We start from the raw sequence: 17,371 nt of genomic DNA on the forward strand, positions 1-17,371 counted from the left end.
GGGCCCGCTGGGTGGGCGGGCCCGTCCAACGCCGGCTGCCGGAACGTGACGGAACGTTCAAGGTCATGATCCTGACAACCGCCGCGGAAGGAATCCTCCGGCTCCCGACAGTTGTGCGGCAAGATCGCCTTTCGGCCGCTCTACGCGCGTCCGTCCGTCGCGCCGGCGGCAGCGCCCCCGTCGGCGCCCGGCTCGGTCCCCGGACCCGCTGTCGGGCGGCCCGGAGCGGAGCGGGGCACCGGGCGGCGTCGGCGGGAGAGCAAATGCTGCGAACCATTTGCTGACTGCCCGTCAGGTGTGCAGGCTGTCCTCGCGTAGCGGCGGCGCGTCGAGGATCGCTCCCGCACGCTAAGCGGAATGGTGCACGCCATTTTGGCTGCTCAGTGTCGATGGGGCGTGATCCATGGGTGACGTGCCCTGGCGCTCCCCGGCCTGCCGTGCTCACTGCAACGTTTCAGTCCGGCCGTGGCGCCGTTGCAGTGGCTCCCGCACATCCCGGCCGCCCGAGCGCCCCGCCTCCGAAGCCGGTGTGCGGCGCTCACCCTGCGGTGCGCCGGGCCGCCTCCGGCGTCGGCGGGCGCACCGCCCGAGCGGCCGAGGTGTGGAGCCGTCACTCCTTTATGCCTCAATCACTCCCGTTCGCCCAGCGCCCGTGGGTGTCCGGATCCCGACCGTCGTAGCGTGTGCCGCTGGTGCTGGAGCGCGACGTCCGACCTCGTGGGCGGCGGCGTCATCGCGGCCGTCGGCGCGGCGGGCACAGCGGCCACCCTGTGCCGGGGGCGGCCCCGCGATCTGCCCCCCGCCGCAATGCCGCTGCTGCTCGGCGCCCATCAGGTCGTCGAGTCGGCGTCGCCACCGCGCCGGCCAGCAGCGCCGAGTGTGTGCCCAGTGAACCGTCTCAGCGGTCCCGTATTCCGGCCCTGCGCGTCGCGTCCATGTTCCGGTCGGCGGCACCGGGGTACCCGGCGTCCCGCACCGCCCCGGGCGCCGGAAGGGGCATCCGGCCCAGGCCCGGTCGCACCCGCCGGGCCCCCGGGTCACGCTGGAGGAGGACCCGGCCGGGACCGGACGCCATGACGGCGACGCGCTGGAGGAAGAGCGACGGGCGTGCCGGCACGGACCCGCCGCCGGGCCCCCGCCGCCGCGCGGACCGTCGGGTACGCCGGCCCGGGACGACGAGTGCCCGGCGACGCGCCGGGAAGCAGCAGCACGCACGGGGGACACGTCCCGACAGACAGGAACAACGGTGAACAGTGCACAGGAATCCGCGACATCCGTCGTGGTGACTCTCAGTGGCTGCTCGCGGGAGGACGCCGACGCGGTCTTCCGGGCCCTGAGCAGGTCCTTCGAATCGGATCGCGCGGCCGACGACACACCCCAGTACGTCTCGGAGGGCCACGCGACCGTGTGGACAGCGACCTTCGACGTGGCCGGGACGCGCGATCCCGCCGAGCCGGTACGACTCGCGGCACCCGTGACGGCCGAGCTGCAGGGCGGCTACTGGGCGGTGGACCAGATGCAGGTGGCGCTCGCTGCCGCCTTCGACCTGGTGGAGCAGGGCATGGCGGCCGGCGACCAGGAGAAGGACGTCCAGCTGCTCCTCAACAGCGGCGTCCACCAGGAAGAGATCTGACAGCGGCGTCCCGCCGCACGAGAGCCAGAGGAGGAGGCCTTCATGCCCATCGCCACGGTCAACCCCGCGACCGGCGAGACACTCGAGACGTTCGACGCGCTGGGCCCCGAGGATATCGAGCGCAAGCTCGACCTGGCCCGCGCCGCCTTCGACCGACACCGCACCCGGTCGTTCGGCGAGCGCGCCGCCCTGTTGAACCGGGCCGCGGAATTGCTGGAGGGGGAACAGCACGACATCGCCCGGGTGATGACGACGGAGATGGGCAAGCCGATCGGGGCCGCCCGCGCGGAGGCGGCCAAGTGCGCCAGGTCCATGCGCTGGTACGCGGCCCGCGCGGAGGAGCTGCTGGCGGACGAACAGCCGGCAGCCGGTGACGTCGAGGGCTCCGGAGCCGTACGGGCCACGGTCCGGTACCGGCCGCTCGGAGTCGTCCTCGCCGTCATGCCGTGGAACTTCCCGCTCTGGCAGGTCGTCCGCTTCGCCGCCCCCGCCCTGATGGCGGGCAACGTCGGACTGCTCAAGCACGCGTCCAACGTGCCTCGGACCGCGCTGTACCTGGAAGACCTCTTCACCCGTGCCGGATTCCCGGAAGGGTGCTTCCAGACGCTGCTCGTCGGCTCCGACGCGATCGAGTCCGTCCTGCGCGACAGCCGCGTGGCGGCGGCGACGCTGACCGGCAGCGAGGGCGCCGGGCGGGCAGTCGCCTCCGTCGCCGGCGACGAGGTCAAGAAGACCGTGCTGGAACTCGGCGGCAGCGACGCCTACATCGTCATGCCGTCCGCCGACCTCGGCCGCGCCGTCGGCACCGCCGTCACGGCCCGCGTCCAGAACAACGGCCAGTCCTGCATCGCCGCCAAGCGCTTCATCGTGCACGCGGAGGTGTACGACGAGTTCTGCGACCGGTTCACGGCCGCCATGAAGGACCTCACCGTCGGTGACCCCATGGACGAGTCCACCGACGTCGGGCCGCTGGCGAGCGAGCGGGGCCGGGCCGATCTGGAGGAACTCGTCGAGGACGCCGTGAGCCACGGCGCCACGGCACGCTGCGGAGGCCGCCGCCCGGCCCACCTCGACCGCGGCTGGTACTACGAGCCCACCGTCCTGACCGATGTGTCCGACCGGATGCGCATCCACCGGGAGGAGGCGTTCGGACCGGTGGCGTCCGTGTACCGGGTGGCCGACGCGAAGGAGGCGCTTGCCGTCGCCAACGACAGCCCCTTCGGCCTCAGTTCCAACGCCTGGACGCGCGACGAGTCGGAGGTGGAGCTCTTCTCCCGGGACCTCGAGGCGGGCGGCGTGTTCTTCAACGGCATGACCGCCTCCCACCCGGCGCTGCCGTTCGGCGGCGTCAAGCGGTCCGGCTACGGACGCGAGCTGTCCGGGCACGGCATCCGGGAGTTCTGCAACGTCACGACCCTGTGGCACGGCGAGGAGACGGAGAAGTAGACCATGGTGCAGTTCGGATACACGATGATGACCGAGCAGGCCGGACCGCGTGACCTGGTCGGCCATGTGGTCGCCGCGGAGGAGGCCGGATTCGACTTCTCCGTCATCTCCGACCACTACTTTCCCTGGCTGGCCTCGCAGGGCCACGCCCCGTACGCCTGGAGCGTCCTCGGAGCCGCTGCCCAGGCCACCTCGCGGATCCCGCTGATGACATACGTGACCTGCCCGACCACCCGCTACCACCCGGCCGTCGTGGCACAGAAGGCCGCGACGGTGCAATTGCTGTCCGAGGGGCGCTTCCGCCTCGGGCTGGGCTCCGGCGAGAACCTCAACGAGCATGTCGTGGGCGGCGACTGGCCCGCCGCGCACGTACGCCTGGAGATGCTGGAGGAAGCGGCAGGCATCATCCGCCGGCTTCTCGACGGTGAACATGTCACCCACCACGGCGCCCACTTCGACGTCGTCGACGCCAAGCTGTGGGACGTACCCGCCGAGCGTGTGCCGATCGGTGTCGCCGTCTCCGGCGACAAGTCCTGTGCCGTCGCGGGCCGGACCGCCGACCTGGTCATCGCCACGCAGCCGCAGAAGGAGCTCCTCGACGCCTTCGACCGCCACGGCGGCACCGGCAAGCCCCGCGTCGGCCAGCTTCCCGTCTGCTACGACACCGACCGGGACGCCGCGGTGAAACGCGCGCACGACCAGTTCCGCTGGGCCGTCGGCGGGTGGCGGGTCAACGCGGAACTCCCGGGCCCCAAGTCCTTCGAGCAGGCCACCGAGCTCGTCACGGAGGACGACGTCGCACAGACCGTCCCGTGCGGCGACGACGTCGACGCGTTCGTCGACGCGGTCCGCGCGTACGTCGACGCGGGCTTCACCGAGGTCGCCCTCGTCCAGATCGGCGGCGACCAGCAGGAGCCGTTCTTCGAATGGGCGCGGAGCACACTGCTGCCCGCGCTGCGCGAACTGTGAGGGTGACGCCGTATGAACGATTCCGCACACACCCCGTCCCACGCCCCGTCCGACGAGGAAGTGGCGATGCGCCTCCTCCCTGTCTGGCTGGCGGAGGCCGCCCGCAACGACGCCGGCGCCGCGGAGCGGGCCAGAGGCGAATGGGAGCGGCGCGCCCTGTCCGCCGAGTCCGCGCGCGAACTGGCCGACTGGGTCACCGCCCGCGTCACCGACACGGGCTTCAACACGGACAAAGGTCCCGCTCCGGACGCCCCGCGCGGGTCAGCGTCGCCGACAAGGCGGCCGTCCACCGGTGGCTGGCCGCCCACGGGCACGACGTGTGACCCCTGGTCACAGAAGTGCGAACGGCGGACGGCCCCGTGCCTTTCGGCACGGGGCCGTCCGCGAGCCGCGGGGACACGCCGTTCAGACGTTGGGGACCTTGAGCTTGTCCCAGCTCGTCCTGCCCGGGATGCCGTCCGCGTCGCTGCCCGAATAGCCGAGCTTGCGCTGCCATGCCGCGTACGACTTGCGGTCCGCCTCCGACCACTCGGGGCCAGGGCCCACCTCGTAGCGGCCGCAGCCCTCGGCGACCAGGCGTCTGCCCATCGCCGTGATGACGGCGCTGCGTCTGCCGACCTGGAAGAACGCCGCCCCGGGGAACGGCTCGTAGGTCGGCGCGGGCGGCGTCGTCGGCCCCGACGGTTCGCCGCCCAGCCGTTCCTTGATGCGACTGCGCATCGCGTCCATGGTGAAACCGCGCGGGTCGACCTTTCCCGGCTGCCACTCCTTGTGCCCGATGACCGACCGCTGTGACCAGCCGTGGGCCCGGCAGATCGCGGCCGCGGCCTTCTCGATCGCCTCCAGCTGCGCCGCCGGCCACGGGTCCTTGCCGTCACCGAGGTTGACGCACTCGAAGCCGTAGAAGTGGCGGTTGCCGTCGGTGTTGGCCTCGTTGTCGGCGGGCAGCGTCGCCGACTCGTTGATCACGGCGCGCAGCACGTCGTCGTCGCCGAGGCCGGCATGGTTGGCCCGGCCGTTGCCGACCAGGTACACCGTCCCGTCCTTGGCGATCACTCCGTGGCACAGCGGGCCGGGCAGACTGGAGTGGCCGTTGTAGCAGAGCTCGACGGAACTCGAGGTGCCGGAGGTCACGGTGTGATGGATCATCACACCGTTCACCGGCCCCCAGGGCCCCTTGTGGTTGCGGTTGTGCGTGCGCCAGCTTCGGTGCTCGACGACACGCAGTCCTTCGTTGCGTAAGGCTCTGAGCAGTTTGTCGGCGGACAGCGGCGTTGCCATCGTGGTGCTCCTTCCCGGCGGACCGTCAGTTCTCGGACCGTCCCTGATCGTTTTGCCCGTTGGCGGGGTCCGTCGAACCGCCCGCCGCGGCACGCTCCGCGGCGACGGCCTCCTGCTCCGCGCTCGCCTCCGCGGCGAGCGCCTCCGCGTCCGCGGCGGGCAGCGGAGCGGCCAACGGCCCGAAGGCCAGCCGGAGATCGGCCACCGAGCCCTCGCCGAGGACCCAGGCGAGCGGCGCGCGGTGCACCCGCACCCCGTGCGGGGAGCGCAGCAGCGGACGCCGGGCGGCGTCCACAGGCCACTCGACGGAGCCGGTCGCCGTGCGCGCGGGCACCGTCCAGAAGTCACCGGAGCGGTAGGTCCTGCCTGCTTCGAAATACACGAACACGCCGTCCTCCAGGGGCAGCCAGACTCCTTCCTCGATGCGCAGCGCGCCGCCGCGGGACTTCGGCGCGGCCGTCCTCGAGCGGCCGGAGCCGGCCGGACGGGAACCGGGACGGTGGTCCCAGCGCCGCAGATACGGCGCGAGTTCGGGCCGCCTGCCCACCGACGGGTCCGGTTCGCCGGACAGCCGCACCCGCCGGCCCGGCAGGTCGAGCTCCTCGACCCGCAGCAGCGGCAGCGGTTCCCGGCGGCTGGTGTAGGCGGTGTCGACGAACTCGACCCAGTCGCCCACGTTCAGGCCGAGCTTGTCGTCGCTGCCGACCGAGCCGAGCTCCACCCATGTGCCGTCGAGTTCGTCGACCGGGAGGGTCACGGACCCGTTCTCCCTCGACCACTTGAACGTCGCCTCACCGGCCGGGCCGCCCTCATGGATCTCCACCCGGTAGAGCTGGTTCTCCGGTCCCCGGTAGCGGGCGTCCGGACGCACCAGGCACGGGTCCTCGTCCGCCCGGTCCGGGCGTTCGCTGCGCGCCGCCATCCGGGCCGTCGGCGCCTGTGCCGCCTCCCACTCGGCGAAGGCCTCGCGCACCTGGTCCTTGGTGGCCCCGTCCTCGAGCTCCAGCTCGGAGCCGGGCACCGGGACGACCTGCCACACCACCTTCCGCCGGGCCGCGGTGTCCGGCATCGCGGCCCCGAGCGCGACCTCGCGCAGCAGCGGGTCCTCCGCCGCCGTGACCGTCCGCTCCCACACCTGCAGGCAGGCCAGGTAAGGGAACCGGGTCGGCAGCCGGTCGCCGGGGCGCTCCGGGTCGCGGTGGCCGTCAGGCTGGTCCCAGTAGGTCCAGGTGGCCGGCGGGGCGGGCGGCTCCGTCGCCGCGTCGCCGGCCTCGTCCTCGTCCGGCACCGGTACGCCGGGCGCGGGCCGGGTGGCGTCGACGAGGATGCCGTCCACGTAGTAGCGGCCGCCGCCGATGGACAGGTCGTCGAGCTCCCGGCTGCCGCCGAGGAAACGCACCTCGAAACCGGTCGCGCCGCGCGGCCCGCCGTGCGTGCCGATCAGGTCGGACAGAGCGGTCCGGGCCTGGTGGAGCTGGATCGCCGCCTGCTCGTTGGCGTCGGCGTCCAGCTGTACGCGGCCCTGCTGCGCGATCACCGCCGAGTACTGCCGCTCCGGCCGGAAGGTGTCGCGCGAGATGTCAGCGTGCATGGGTTCGGTGTCCCCTCGGGTAGTTCGGAAGAAGTCGTCTCAGGTGACGGGGATGATCCCGGCGTCCGTCCCGGCCGGCGTGTACTCGGCGAGCCGGGCCCGCAGGCTGTCCTCGCGCTGCGGTTCGTACAGATCGTGGAAGACGCCCATCTCGGAGCCGTCGTCGGCGCCCCGGCGGATCTCGGGCGGGCACGCGTCGGACAGCCTGCCGTAGCCAGGTGTGCCGTACCGCTCACTCGTGAACAGCGGCCGCAGCGGCTCGCCGTCCGAGAGGTCCGGTCGGCAGCGGTGCCTGCGCGGCGTGCGGGAGCCCGGCGGCACGTACGAGTACCGCAGGCAGCCGACACCGCGCCGGGCCACCCGCATCTGCCCGGTGAAGACGCTGTTCTCGCCGATCTCGACCGCGTGCGTGTGCACCTCCCCGATCACCGTCGTGCGATGGGCGTGCAGCACGGCATGCGCAAGTCGGCAGTCCGGCGCGGACAGCGCCTCACGGTCGTGGCCGGTGGCGTCGAGGACGCTGTCCCGGATGTGGATGGGCAGCGGATCGTGGTTCACCTCGTCGCCGATCACCTCGATGGTGCCGAGGATGCTCCGCTCGATCTGCACACAGGCGGTGGTCCGCTCCAGGACCAGGCTGGGCTCCTCGGGCGAGTGCGGATCGCACTCCGGCTCCAGCGACCAGCCGGGCACCAGCGTGCAGTGCCGCAGCACCACCGCACCGACCGGGCCGCTCACGTTCAGCCCGCGTCCGGTGATCAGCAGCCCGTCGAGGACGATCCGCGGCGCGTCCCGTCCTGGCGGGCAGTCGTCCTGGGCGCGGATGTTGAGCGCGTCGGGACGGTTGCTGTACCAGTCGAGCAGCCGGATCACCGGACGGCAGCCTTCGGCGGCGCGCAGCTCCAGCCGGTCGCCGCGCTCCAGGTCGAAGTCCAGCTGTTCCTGGTAGGCCCCGCTGTGCGTGATCTCGATGACGCCCTCGGGGCCGCAGCGGCCGGCCCGCCGGTCGCCTCGCCACTCCTCGTAAGCGTCCATGATCTTCTGGAAGCGCTGCCCGGGTCCCACTTGGTAGAACTCCGCCGCCGGCGAGGTGTCCCGCTCACGGGGGTACTCGCCACCGCCGATGTCGTCCCCGAACGCGTAGTGGTAGGTGACCCACACGCCCTGCCGCGGCGCCGAACGTGAACCGAAGGCGATCCGCCCGAGCTCCGGGTCGACCGCCACCTGGCCCCGCCGGGGCCGGTAGCGCCACTGCGAGAGGTCGGCGACGACGATGTCCGACATCGGGACCGGCTCGTCCTGGCCGTCCCGCCGGATCGTGAAGCTCTTGCCCGGCCCGTAGTAGTCCGCGAGCCGGTCGGCGAGCTGCCGGCGCCGGATGTACGCGGGCACGTTGTCGATCGTCGCGATGTGCGTCGCCGACGGCTCCGGCACGGGCTTGGTCACCAAGGGGCTGTCGTTGCCGAGGATCGAGAACGTGTACAGGCTGCGCGCACGGTCGATGCAGTACGCCGGGGCCCGGGTGACGTGGTACGGCTTCAGCCGCCACACGAACAGCCCCACACCGGCCGGGGACAGCCCGCCCTGCCGCCGTGCCGAGCCCGCCCTGCGCACATCCACGGACCGCGCCGTCGCGGTGAACGGGGTGCCGGCCAGGTCGAGTTGCGCACCGTCCCGCACATCGGCCAGCCGGCCGCGCTCCAGCCTGCGGGAGTCGGCCGCGGACGACCCCGCCCCGTACAGCCGCACCGGCTGGTGGTGGGAGACCAGCCGGGAGAACTCGACGGCCCTGGCGGGCCAACCCGCGATCTCCCGCGCCATCTCCTCCAGCAGGTGCAGCGTGCCCTTGCGGCGCCGGTGCGCGACGGTGGCGGCCACGTCACGGCGCGGGGCGAGCGCCTCGGCGAGCCGCCGACGCGACTCCTCCACGCCGGCGCCGCCCAGGCCGCCGGTCAGGACCCGCTCGTACCCGGGCAGCGGGGTGTGACCCACGAGGTCACCGAGGTACGGCAGCACCCAGGGCGCCGCCGTCTCCACGAACAGGTCCTCGTACCCCTGCTCGACGCCGTCCCGCACCAGATCCACCTGCTCGGCGATGACCGCGAGCAGCGCACGCAGCGGCTCCCCGCGCTCGGTGTCGCGCAGCCGGTGCCACTGCGGCAGCAGCTCCGCGAGACCGTCCGGTTCCCTGCTCATGCGGTGACCTCCGTCAGAATCAGCGTGTCGGGCACCTGCGGTGTCAGCAGGGCGAGTTGCGCCGGCCGGACGCCGCGGAAGACGAACACCCGCCGCCCCTTCTCCAGCCGCCGGGTGTCGGTGATGTCCGGATTCAGACGCAGCAGCTCGGCGAGCGGGACGCCGTGGCGGCCCGCGACCGACGTCAGCGTCTCGCCACCGTCGGCGGTGACGCGGTGCACCACCTCGTCGTACCCGGCGTGCCGGGCCGGGACCGTGGCCGCCGGCCCGCCGAGACGCTCCGCCAGGCCGGCCGGTCCGTCCGGGGTGGCCGGGACGCCGCCGAACACGTCGACGTCGACGTGGTCCACCCCCGGCACCCGGTGGGCCGTCGCCATCACCTCCGACAGACGCGCCGGACGGCCGAGCTCCCTGCCCTCCGGGCCGAACGTGCGCAGCAGGGCCTGCCGGAGCCTCGGCTCCACGACCGACCAGGTGTGGTCGGGTGCGACCTTCACCTTCGCCGCGAGGAGCAGCAGCACCAGGTCGCGGACGTCGACCCGCACGGGCAGCCGCCCGTCGCCGTACCGGGCCAGCGAGGAACGCAGGGCTTGAAGGACGTCGGAGTCACCGGCGACGGGAATGTCGTCGACGCCGGCCACCGTGACATGCAGCACCTGGCGCCGGCCGTCGAAGACCTCGCGGGCGACGGCCCGGCCGATGCCGGCCCGGGAACGGGCGAAGTCCTCGTAGTCCTTCACCGACACCAGCCGGTCGAGCGCCGACACGGCGAGCGGGACCGTCCGCCGGGTCAGGCCCGGCCCGTCGGCGTCCGCGCCGCCGGTCGCGGCCTGCGGGTTGGCCACCCCGGTGACGCCGAGCGGGCGGGTGACCGCCTGGGTGATGCGGTTCGCCCGCACGTTCGCCGCCCGGCCGGTGCCGAAGCGGTAGCGGGCCCGCACGTTCTCGCTCCCCGTCGGCAGCCGGGCGCCGTGCACCCCGTCGCCGAAGGTGACCGTCGTACGGCCGTCGGCCGTGGTGCCCGTGACGTACACACGCTCGCGCGGCCCGCGCCCGGCGAGGCTGTCCACCTCGTGCCACAGCAGCCCGTCGACGCGGATCTCCAACTCCGGTGTCGCCCCGAGGGGATTGCCGGCGGGCAGCCAGGTCAGCGGGGACTGCCACAGGGCGAACGTCTGGTTCGGCCGGCCCGTGTTCCCGCTGCCGATCGGCTCGTCGCGGCTTTCGCCGTGCGTCGCCGCCACCACGTTGCCCAGAACCCGCACCGTGTCACGGCGGTAGCGGTACGCCAACTTCGAGGTGAGCCGCAGTCGGGTGTGAACATGGTCGCCCGGCAGCCGCGGATCGATCACCTGCTCCACCCCCGCGACCACCACCAGCTCGGTGCCCGCGACTCCCGACGCGCCCGGGGAGCCGGGCAGCACGTCCGTCCGCTCACCGGAGACGATCAGATGCCGTCCGGGCCGCAACCCGTCGTACAGCTCGGCGAGTTCGAGCTCGTCGCCGTGCACGTCCTCGCCGAGGGGTTCGTCGGCGGGGCGCAGCGGCTGCCCGTCGGCGTGCACCGTGGCGTCGCGGATGTTGGACAGCAGCACATCGTGCTCGTCCAACCAGGGATCGGCGAGGGTCAGCTCCGTACCGCGGCCCGTGATGCCGTAGTTGGTGTACACCGCCCTACGCACCGCGGTGACCCGAGTGGTGAGGAACCTCAGCTTCTCGTCGCCCGGGATACCGTCGGGGCCTTCGGCACCCTTGCGGGGACGCTCGATCGCGACCCAGCTGCCGACCGCGATCGAGTCCCGGACCGAGTCGAGGGGCAGGACATGGCGGTTCGCGGGCTCAGGAACCGTCGCGATGCCGATGACGACGTTCGCGGGCTCACTGCCGACCGTGTAGGACACCGTCAGCTCGAAGTCACCGTGCCGGACCTGGTGGTGCTCACCGGGAGCCAGGTGCCAGGCCTTCGTGTCCCCGTTGTTCACCGCCACATGGACGCGGCCGTCCTCGCCCGGACGGGACACGAACAGCGTCCGGTCCGGCAGGCCGTCGTGCAGCTGCGCGGTGACCCCGGGCTCCTGCGAGTCCGCGGGCCTGCGGCTCAGCCAGCTCAGATCGTGGTCCTGAGCGGCCCGCGTGCGCAGCGTGATCCGGCCGGGACCGAGGTCGAACGACTTCTCCGACGGCAGGTTCTCCGACACCTGCACCGACGAACCGGTCTCGGTGTGCTGGAACTCGGAACGCACCGGCACCCGCCCAGCCGGGTCGTACACCACGCGCATGGTGGTGAGCGCCGCACCCGTCAGAGGCCAGTCCGCCTGCCGGATCACCCGGCCCCTCTCGTCCTGCACCGGCCGCAGCGGAGCCGTCGCACCGAACGGGGCCCCCGTGAAACGCATCGCCTGAAGTTCGCGCAGCAGCGCGGGCGCCGTCGGGGCGGTCCGCCGCCATGCCGCGTACATTCCGTCCGCCACTCGTGGATCGAGCGCTCCCAGCAGTTGCGCGCCCAACTCCGAGCCGGCGACCGGCAGCCGGCCCGCCGCCCGCCGGACGCCGCCACCGGGCCGTACCTCGCGGGTGCGCAAGGCCGGCAGCACCGCGCCCAGCGCCCGCAGCGCCGACGCCCCCTCCGACGGTGGAGCCCCGTCGGGCGGGGCCGGCCGGGACGGCTCCAGGCCGGCCGCCCGCTCCCGCAGCTCGCCGACCATCGCCTCCAACTGCTCGAACCAGGCGGCCACGTCCTCGTGGGCGGCGGCCACCGCCTGTGCCTCCGCCAGCCGGTCGTGCGGCTCCGCGAGACGCGCGGCGAACGCGGCGGGCGTGCCGATCGCGTCCAGGTCTGCCCGCAGCGGCGCCAGCACCTGGGCGTCGAACTCCTCGATGTACCGGCTGACCGGACGCGGATTCGGGTTGGCCGGCGTCGGTTCCCCGTCCTCGACCTCCCGCTCGTCCTCCGTGATCCACTCGCGCAGCTCGTCGACCAGCTCCGCCAGCATCGGCGGCGCCGACTGCGGCAGCCCGATCGCCGTCACGTCGTCCTCGCGGTCGGTACGGATCCGGGCCACCGGCAGCAGCAGCCGCCGGCCCCCGGGACCGCCCTCCTCGCCGGCGAAGACGAACAGCAGCCGGTCGCCCGCCGTCAGCGATGTGGACGTGCCCGACACGAAGATCTCCGAACGCCGTGTCAGGTCCTCCGGCGTCAGCAGCGACGGCCGGCGCCTGCGCACCGACAGCGTGTTCCACGACGCCCGCGCCGTCAGGTCCTCGCTCGTCTCGAAGACCTGCGAGTCCTCGCCCGACGTCGTCGGCACGCTGTTGCTGCGCGCACCCCGGGGAATCACCACGGAGATGTCCGGGTCCCGCGGATCGTGGTCGAGGGAGTACGCGAGATGGGTGTCGGCGGCGATCCCCGGCCGCGGCCGGTGCCCCACCAGCCGGCCCAGCAGGGCAAGCGAACGGTGCTCGTTCGCGGTCCGCAGATACGCCTCGTCGGCGATCCGCTCCGAGTGGAAGGTGAGCAGATCACCGACCACCGCCCACGAGTCGAGCAGGCCGATCGCCGGATCGTCGGGCGTACGGGCCGTCAGGCCGCGCAGCGCCGGGTAGGCGGGCGAAGCCAGCCGGTCGAGCATCGCCGCCAGGAACGAGCCGTACTCGCCCACCCGGTAGTCCAGAGCGCTCCGGCCGGGCGGGTTGTACAGGGCCCTGGGCGCGTGACGCTCGTCGTGGCCGCCGCAGCCGCAACCGCATGCGCCGGTCATCGTTCACCTCCGCCGAGCTCGATGGACAGCCGCCCGTTCTCGGGCCGGTCGGGGTCGTTGTCGCAACGCGCGATCTCCAGCGGGCCGAGCCGCAGCACGCCTGCCTCCAGTGCCGTGTGGTCGATGTGGTCCGGATACGAAGCGGTCGGTTCGAAGAGCCTCTGCAGCCGTGTCACCCGCACGCTCTCGACTCCCTGGACGGCGGCCGCCGCGGCCATCAGGCGGCTCAGCCGCACCGGTTCGCCGAAGGTGAGCGCGTCCGGGTGGAAGAAGCCGAGCCGCCCGCCGGGCAGGCGCCGACTGCTCAGCAGCCGGTACAGCTCGGCAAGGATCTGACCGTGCTGATGACCGGGCGCCGCGCACACCTCGATCGCGACGTCCAGCGGCACACTGCGCGCCGGACCCACCACCAGGTCGTGGCCGATACGACGGCAGCCCTCCAGGGCGTACGCCACCGCGTCGAGCAGCTCCGGGCCGGGGTCCCCGGCCGCCGACGCGTCGACCGCCACATGTGCCTCCTGCACACTGCCGGTCCAGCGGATCTCCGCCGCCGCCCGCTGCACACCGGGCACGGCCGACGCCAGCGCGGCATAGTCCTCGGCGGTGACCGCACGCAGCCGCGACCGCTTCAGACCGAGCGGCGCCAGCTGCCGGACCTGCTCCAGCGGCTCCGGCTCCGTGCCGCCCACCGCCGGCAGCGGGTTACGCACTCCGGCGACAGGCATCGCCTCGTCAGCGTCCGACGCGTCCGGTTCACGGCACAGCACCAGATGGTTGACGGCCTCCGCGCCGACATTGCCGGCCGTACCGCCGCCGAGCCGGTAGTGCAGCTCCAGCCGGGCACCCGGCCGCGGTCGCGCCCCGTGCCGGCCGTCGCCGAACCGCAGCGCGATCCCGCCGTCGTCCTCCAGCTCGCCGACGAAGTGCCGCTCGCGCGGCCCACTGCCCAGAAGGTCCCGTCGCGGGGACCAGACGTCGTCCCGGTCGACGACCGTGACCGCCGGCAGAGCCTCCCGCGGATCCTGCCGCAGCGCGGCGGCCGGGCCACGCAACTCCGGCTCGTCCGGGTGGAGACCCGCCGCGTACGCCGGGCCCCAGGTGTGCGCGACCTCCCAGGCGATGCCGCCGTCCAGCACCGCGCCCGCACGGGCCCGCGCCGTCAGCACCTCCAGCCGGCGCAGCTTCGCGGCCAGCAGCCGCTCGCTGCGGTGCAGCAACTCCCGTAGCGCCGCCACCGGATGACGCCGCAGCTCGAAACGCTCCAGCACCTTCGGCCCGAACAGCACCGTCAGCTCGCCGATCTCCGCCTCCGTGAGACCGTCGCAGTCACGGGCGCTGCGCCACAGTTCCACCAGCCGGTGCCGTACCCGTCCCGGGACGGCGGCGAGCCGGTCCGCCTGACCGGCGGACACGTGCGCGGACAGCGGGAACGGCACGGCCTGCACGACGGGGGAGCGGTGCAGCACCGGACGGAACCGGCGCCGGATGCCCGGGTACACCAGCTGCGCCAGCAGCTTCTCGAGCGCCTCCGCCTGCTCGTACGCCGTTCCCGGCACGACCTTCTCCCGTCGCCGGCCCGCGAGTTCGAGACCGAGTCCCGCCCGGCCCGTCTCCTCCTCGCCGACGACCTCGAACAGCTCACGTATCTGACCGGCGGTCAGCAGACCTCCCCGCCGGGTCCGGTCCAGGTGGGCGCCGATCAGATCGGCGACGGCGTTGCCCGCGTCCTCGTCCCGGCAGCCGAAGCCGGACGGATCACACGAACCGAGCACGGCCGGTTCGGTGGGCACCCTCACCGTCTCCGCGGTGCCGCCGCAGAAAGTGAGGGAACGGCCGTGGTCGACCAGCGCCACATTGCCGCGCGCCACGCTCACATCGGCGACCGGTTCGCAGTTCCTGCCGCCGCGGGTGGACAGGCAGACAGGGAACGTGAGCGCGTCCTGAGCGGCCCAGGTCACCTCCAGCACCGGCTGGTCGCACAGCGTGTCCACGGCAGGGGTGACGGAGGTGAGCCGGACGGCCTGCCGGTGCCCCGGATCGGCGTCGCCCGGCGTACCCGAACGCGGTCCGCGCACCTCCTCGATCAGCAGCAGGTCACCAGGCATCAGCCGCAACTCCCGGCGTGAGCACTCCTGGTCGGCCCACTCGTCGCGCAGCGTCGCCGACGTCGCCCCCTTGGGCAGCGAGCACATCTCCTCGCCCCAGGTCCAGAACCGGACGGTGTTGTGCGCGGGACGCAGCACCAGCGGCTCGGCGGCGACGACCGGTTCGAACACCTCGACGGAACCGCGCTCGCCGAGGACCGCCAGCTCGCGGTCGTCGATCACCGTGCCGATCTCCGGGCGGTCCCGTGGGCCGCGCCCGCGCACGTCGACGGCCGCGAACCGGAACGTGCCCGGCAGCAGCGTCAGTTCCCGCGCCACCTCCACCGTCACGAACGTGCGCGCGTTGCAGCCGTCGTGCATCGGATAGTCGATCAGCCGCACGTGCCGGCGCACCGACACCCGCCGCCGGGCGGTGTCCAGGTATGCCTCCGTCGCCACCGCGTCCTGCTGGTAGCTGATCCGGTCGCCGGTGTGCGCCAGCAGCTCCACCAGCGTCATCCCCAGATCCGCCGGGTTGCGCTCCACCCAGTCAGGGGTGGTGAGCGCCAGGCGGTCCAGGATGAGCTGCCGGATCGAGTCGTAGTCACGGGCGGTGTAGTCGATGACCGGCGCGGCGTCCACCACCGGCGCGTCCGCGAGATCGGGCGGGCAGCCATCCGGCTCGTCCTTGCAGTCGAAGGGCGTGGGACAGTCGGCCCGGAAGGAGAACCCGGCGGAGAAGTACCGCTGGTCGAAACCGCGGAACGGCTCGGTGCCCGGCCGGCCGTACGGGTCCGTGTCCACCACGGAGAGCCGGTAGCGGCTCGTGTCACCGGTCCGGTCGAGCGTCACCAGCAGCCGGTCGTCCAGCTCCGGGTCCTCCTCCCGTTCGACCGAGACGTCGACCGCCCGGACACCGGTGATCCGCCGCCCGCCGTCGATCCGGATGTTCTCCGGGCACAGCCCGTGCGGAGCCTTCCCGAGGAACGTCACGGTGAGGGTGACGCCGTCGTCGTCCACCTCCACCGCGTCCACGCCGCCGAGCCGCGCCGCGCGCACCTTGCCCCGCCTGCCGTCGCCGCGGCAGACCAACTCCTCGCTCACGCCGCTCATGCGGGCCCGCTCCCCTCGAACACGTCGTCACGCCGGCTCCCCGTGGAGCGCACCGTGTAGGACAGATGGACCCGCACCACGTTCTCCTCGCTGACCACGTCCAGGGCCTCCACCTCGATCACCTCGCCCAGCACGCGCTGCAGCGACGCCTGCACCGACAACTCCAGCGCGGACGCCAGCTCGGGGCTGTTCGGCGTGAAGACCAGATCCAGCAGCCCGCAGCCGAAGTCCGGCCGCATCACCCGCTCGCCCGGGCTGGTGAACAGCAACTGTTCGACGAGATCCCGCACATGCTCGTCGTACGCGGCGTGCGCGGTGCGACCGCGCCGGTCGCTGCGGAACGGGAACGCGATGTCGCCGCGTCGTCGGACCGTCATCCGCACACCACCCCTTGGCGGGCCCCGGCGACGACCGCCGGCCCCTGTGGCACGAGCGCGGCGTCGAAGCACTGCGCAGCAGTGGTGTCCAGGAGCACAGCCGCTCCGTCGACCAGCACACCGCGTTCCGGCGGACTGAAACGGACGCTGGTGCACGGGCGCGGGACACCGTTCACGGTGTGCGCGCAGCCTGCGACGACGAACACGTCGGACGCCGTGCGGACGGGCTGCCCGTCGACGAGCACGGCACTGGGCGCGCCCGCGGCGAACACCCGGCCGCCGTGCGGACAGTGCAGCGCGGAGGCCGCGCTGACGCAGGTCCCTGAGGCCCCGGAGTTCCCCGAGGTCCGTGAGTATCCGGACAAGACTTTTCTCTCCCCGTTGTCGGTCACTGCTTGCCCGGCACGATCAGCCGGCCGTCGTTGACATTGACCTCGGCGCCGCTGAGCACGATCGAGGCGCCCTGGCCGTTGGCGATCGTCACGCCCTTCTCGTCGACCTGGATGTACGCGCCGCTCTCGGCCTGGAGCCTGATGCCGTGGCCGCCAGGGACGTCGCCCATCACCAACTTGTGCTTGTCGGACGTCTGGATCACCACGTTCTGGTGCGCCGGACCGCCCGTGAGCGCGTCCGGCGGCAGCTCCGCGCTGTCGCCGTACCAACAACCCGTCCAGATCGGGTAGCTGGGGTCGCCCTGCTCGAACTCCACCCACACCCCCGCCCCGCTCGCGGGCACGACGTACTGCCCCGAGCCCGGCCCCGTGAAGGGCAGACACGGCAGCGCCCAGGTGGAGGTCTCGTTGCCGAGAACGTCCGGCACCTGCACCGTGACGCGGCCGATCCTCAGCGGATCGTCGTTGCTCACCACCCGCCCCCGGAACTTGCCGAGAAACCGGTTGTTCGGTCCTGCAGCCATGCGTGGT

11 protein-coding genes and 1 pseudogene are annotated in these 17,371 nt (G+C 72.9%); 4 read left to right on the plus strand and 8 right to left on the minus strand.

All coding sequences use genetic code 11. From position 1 onward, the window contains the following. Positions 1 to 681: 681 nt before the first annotated feature. The 4 genes and pseudogenes from GLX30_RS36255 to GLX30_RS32680 form a co-directional block, all read left to right on the plus strand. Positions 682 to 849, plus strand: a pseudogene (locus GLX30_RS36255) (DUF6629 family protein); the annotation flags it as partial. 397 nt (positions 850 to 1,246) lie between these two features. Continuing rightward, positions 1,247 to 1,633, plus strand: coding sequence for a hypothetical protein (locus tag GLX30_RS32670; RefSeq protein WP_159694515.1), 387 nt, complete (start codon positions 1,247 to 1,249; stop codon positions 1,631 to 1,633). A gap of 42 nt (positions 1,634 to 1,675) precedes the next feature. Next, positions 1,676 to 3,079 carry an NADP-dependent succinic semialdehyde dehydrogenase gene (locus GLX30_RS32675; protein WP_159694516.1) on the plus strand — a complete coding sequence of 468 codons (1,404 nt, stop codon included), beginning with the start codon at positions 1,676 to 1,678 and terminating at the stop codon, positions 3,077 to 3,079. Between the two features lie 3 nt (positions 3,080 to 3,082). Then, the gene (locus GLX30_RS32680; protein WP_159694517.1) at positions 3,083 to 4,048 is read left to right on the plus strand and encodes an LLM class F420-dependent oxidoreductase; all 966 of its coding nucleotides are present in this window, start codon (positions 3,083 to 3,085) and stop codon (positions 4,046 to 4,048) included. Positions 4,049 to 4,453: 405 nt separating this feature from the next. Here the strand turns inward: GLX30_RS32680 and GLX30_RS32685 are convergent, their stop codons facing one another. The 8 genes from GLX30_RS32685 to GLX30_RS32720 are packed head-to-tail and all read right to left on the minus strand — an operon-like array spanning position 4,454 to position 17,364. Continuing rightward, positions 4,454 to 5,329: a peptidoglycan-binding protein gene (locus GLX30_RS32685; RefSeq protein ID WP_159694518.1), complete on the minus strand. Its 876-nt coding sequence runs from the start codon at positions 5,327 to 5,329 to the stop codon at positions 4,454 to 4,456. Between the two features lie 25 nt (positions 5,330 to 5,354). Continuing rightward, complete coding sequence (locus GLX30_RS32690; protein WP_159694519.1) at positions 5,355 to 6,920, minus strand: DUF6519 domain-containing protein; 1,566 nt, start codon at positions 6,918 to 6,920, stop codon at positions 5,355 to 5,357. A 39-nt stretch (positions 6,921 to 6,959) separates the two neighbouring features. Further along, entirely contained in the window at positions 6,960 to 9,116 is a 2,157-nt protein-coding gene (locus GLX30_RS32695) for a hypothetical protein (RefSeq protein ID WP_159694520.1), read from the minus strand. Further along, the gene (locus tag GLX30_RS32700; protein ID WP_159694521.1) at positions 9,113 to 12,874 is read right to left on the minus strand and encodes a putative baseplate assembly protein; all 3,762 of its coding nucleotides are present in this window, start codon (positions 12,872 to 12,874) and stop codon (positions 9,113 to 9,115) included. The genes GLX30_RS32695 and GLX30_RS32700 overlap by 4 nt, the downstream gene beginning before the upstream one ends. Next, complete coding sequence (locus GLX30_RS32705; protein ID WP_159694522.1) at positions 12,871 to 16,071, minus strand: putative baseplate assembly protein; 3,201 nt, start codon at positions 16,069 to 16,071, stop codon at positions 12,871 to 12,873. The genes GLX30_RS32700 and GLX30_RS32705 overlap by 4 nt, the downstream gene beginning before the upstream one ends. Further along, the gene (locus GLX30_RS32710; RefSeq protein ID WP_159694523.1) at positions 16,068 to 16,448 is read right to left on the minus strand and encodes a GPW/gp25 family protein; all 381 of its coding nucleotides are present in this window, start codon (positions 16,446 to 16,448) and stop codon (positions 16,068 to 16,070) included. The genes GLX30_RS32705 and GLX30_RS32710 overlap by 4 nt, the downstream gene beginning before the upstream one ends. Beyond that, positions 16,445 to 16,813, minus strand: a complete 369-nt coding sequence (locus GLX30_RS32715) for a hypothetical protein (RefSeq protein WP_159694524.1) — start codon at positions 16,811 to 16,813, stop codon at positions 16,445 to 16,447. Before GLX30_RS32715 ends, GLX30_RS32710 begins: the two co-directional genes overlap by 4 nt. A 23-nt stretch (positions 16,814 to 16,836) precedes the next feature. Further along, positions 16,837 to 17,364, minus strand: coding sequence for a phage baseplate assembly protein V (locus tag GLX30_RS32720; protein WP_159694525.1), 528 nt, complete (start codon positions 17,362 to 17,364; stop codon positions 16,837 to 16,839). Between the last annotated feature and the right edge of the window lie 7 nt (positions 17,365 to 17,371).

It is taken from the genome of Streptomyces sp. Tu 2975, assembly GCF_009832925.1.
GTDB lineage: Bacteria > Actinomycetota > Actinomycetes > Streptomycetales > Streptomycetaceae > Streptomyces.

Coding starts and splice junctions, on each gene's coding strand:
- GLX30_RS32675 (WP_159694516.1), top strand. CDS start 1,676: ATGCCCATCGCCACGGTCAACCCCGCGACCGGCGAGACACTCGAGACG.
- GLX30_RS32680 (WP_159694517.1), top strand. CDS start 3,083: ATGGTGCAGTTCGGATACACGATGATGACCGAGCAGGCCGGACCGCGT.
- GLX30_RS32685 (WP_159694518.1), bottom strand. CDS start 5,329: ATGGCAACGCCGCTGTCCGCCGACAAACTGCTCAGAGCCTTACGCAAC.
- GLX30_RS32690 (WP_159694519.1), bottom strand. CDS start 6,920: ATGCACGCTGACATCTCGCGCGACACCTTCCGGCCGGAGCGGCAGTAC.
- GLX30_RS32695 (WP_159694520.1), bottom strand. CDS start 9,116: ATGAGCAGGGAACCGGACGGTCTCGCGGAGCTGCTGCCGCAGTGGCAC.
- GLX30_RS32700 (WP_159694521.1), bottom strand. CDS start 12,874: ATGACCGGCGCATGCGGTTGCGGCTGCGGCGGCCACGACGAGCGTCAC.
- GLX30_RS32705 (WP_159694522.1), bottom strand. CDS start 16,071: ATGAGCGGCGTGAGCGAGGAGTTGGTCTGCCGCGGCGACGGCAGGCGG.
- GLX30_RS32710 (WP_159694523.1), bottom strand. CDS start 16,448: ATGACGGTCCGACGACGCGGCGACATCGCGTTCCCGTTCCGCAGCGAC.
- GLX30_RS32720 (WP_159694525.1), bottom strand. CDS start 17,364: ATGGCTGCAGGACCGAACAACCGGTTTCTCGGCAAGTTCCGGGGGCGG.